This window comes from Streptomyces sp. SM1, from assembly GCF_002910825.1.
GTDB classification, from domain to species: Bacteria; Actinomycetota; Actinomycetes; order Streptomycetales; family Streptomycetaceae; genus Streptomyces; species Streptomyces okerensis.
Genome location: NZ_NEUB01000264.1, coordinates 1 through 2,217 on the forward strand (window position 1 = coordinate 1; position 2,217 = coordinate 2,217).

The window sequence follows — 2,217 nt, forward strand, 5'->3', positions numbered from 1 at the left end:
GCCGCCAGCGCCGCCGCCGCCAGCACCAGAGGGAGCGCCAGCAACGCACCCGCACCCTCCCCCACGGTCACCCCCTGGGGCAGCAGCGGTTCCAGGGCCATCCGGTCCAGCGCCTTCGCCTGCCCCGGCTCACCACTCGCGTGCGCCGCCACCCACCAGTCCGGTGCCCGGAACGCCACCCGCTGCGCCACCAGCGCACACGCCGCCGTCACCACCCCGTCCAGCACGACCGGCAGCTTCCGCACCGCCGCCTGCAACAGGAAGCCCGTCATCGCGGTCAGGTCGGCCCCGCCCACCGTCGCCAGCAGCCGCAGCTGATCGCCCAGCGCCGGCCGCGCCCGCCGCAGCGCGTCACGGATCGCCGCACACTTGCGCATCCACGCCAGGTCGTCGATCGCCAGCCCCCCGCGCCCGGTCACCACCGACGCGTCCGTCCCGCACAGCGCCGCCACCAGCACGCCCGCCGCGGTGGTCCCGCCCACGCTCACATCGCCGAGCACCACCAGATCCGTACCGGAGTCGGCCTCCTCGTCGGCCACGGCCATCCCCGCGAGGAACGCCGCCTCGGCCTCCTCCGCGCTGAGCGCGTCCTCGATGTCGATACGCCCGCTGCCCCGCCGGACCCGGTGCCGTACGACGTCCTCGGGCAGTGACCCGGGGTCGCAGTCCAGGGCCATGTCGACCACCCGCACCGGCACCGCCAGCCGCCGCGCCAGCACGGACACCGGACGGCCGCCGTCCAGCACCTCCCGCACCAGCTCCACGGCGCTGCCCGCGGCCCGCGCGGAGACGTCCAGCCCGGCGATCCCGTGATCACCGGCGAACAGCACCACACGCGGCCGTTCGATCGGCCGCACCGGCACCGCGGACTGCGCCGCCGCCAGCCACTCACCCAGGTCGTCGAGCCGGCCCAGCGACCCGGGCGGCACGGCCAGGCGCTCCCGCCGGGCCTCCGCGTCGCGGCGCACCCCGCCGTCCGGACGCTCGATCAGATCGGTGAAGTCGTCGAGATTAAGCGAGCTCATTCGCCGAACAGTACCGGCCCTGATCGAACACCACGCGGCCCCGGTGAGGCGCCGCGCGCCCGCTCCCGGCCCCACCACGCCACCCCGGTGGCGTTGCGCCCCGGAAGGCGCTCCCGTCCGTAACGTTTTGCCATGTGTTGCCGGACATCCATCAGTCCGTCCCGCCCGCCCCGTACGTCCCCCCGCCTCCGCGCCGTACGCCCTCACGCAGGGAGCCGCCCATGTCCGCACCCACCCCAGACACCGCGATCCCCGTCCACCACGGCTCCGCGCGGGTGCACGAGCCGCGCCGCGCGGACTGCCCCTGGTGCGGCTCCGCGCGGCTGCGCAACCGGCTGAGAACCGGCGACCTGCGACGGCACCGGCCCGGCCTGTTCACCGTCGACGAATGCCGGGACTGCGGCCACACCTTCCAGAACCCCCGCCTCACCGCCGAGGGCCTCGCCTTCTACCGGCGGGCCGTACGGGGCGCCCCCCGGGACCCCGCCACCGAACGGGTCCTCGCCCTGCACGCGGTACGGCACCGCCGCCGCGCCGCCGCCCGCGCGATGCTCCCCTTCGGCGAACCCGAGAGCTGGCTGGACGTCGGCACCGGACTCGCCCGGTTCCCGCAGACCGCGCGGGAGTTCTTCCCGTACACCGCCTTCGACGGCACCGACCTCACCGCGCGGGTCGAGCAGGCCCGTACCCTCGAACGTGTCGAGGAGGCCCACATCGGGCCGCTGACCGATCCCGGGATCATGGCCCGGCTGGCCGGCCGCTACGACGTGGTCAGCATGCTGCACCACCTGGAACACACCACCGACCCCCGCGCGGAGCTCCACGCGGCCCTGGACGCGCTGCGCCCCGGCGGGCATCTGCTCATCGAGACCCTGGACCCCCGCTGTGCCTTCGCCGCCCTGTTCGGCCGCTGGTGGCTGCCCTACGACCAGCCCCGCCGGCTGCACCTGATGCCCCGGCGCAACCTCCGCGCGGAGCTCGAGACACGGGGCTGCACGCTCGTCACCACCGGCCACCGCGCCGCGCACGTACCGCACGACCTGGCGGGACTGACCGCCCTCGCCCTCTCCCACACGCTGCCCGCACCCGACACCCCCTGGCGCGCCATCCCCCCGACCCCGTTCCAGCAGCACCTGCGCACGGTGCTGCTCCGCGCCGGCACCCCCCTGGTGGTCGCCGCGGCGGCGACGGA

General features: G+C 75.7%; 2 protein-coding genes. One reads left to right on the plus strand and one right to left on the minus strand.

What is annotated here, in order from left to right; translation table 11 throughout:
• Window positions 1-1,025 (minus strand): nicotinate-nucleotide--dimethylbenzimidazole phosphoribosyltransferase (gene cobT / locus B9S61_RS06230; RefSeq protein WP_103541290.1); only part of this gene is annotated, 1,025 nt, incomplete at its 3' end.
• A 221-nt stretch (window positions 1,026-1,246) separates the two neighbouring features.
• On the opposite strand from cobT, the gene B9S61_RS06235 reads away from it, so the two are divergent.
• A partial coding sequence (locus B9S61_RS06235; RefSeq protein ID WP_103541291.1) for a class I SAM-dependent methyltransferase occupies window positions 1,247-2,217 on the plus strand: 971 nt, incomplete at its 3' end.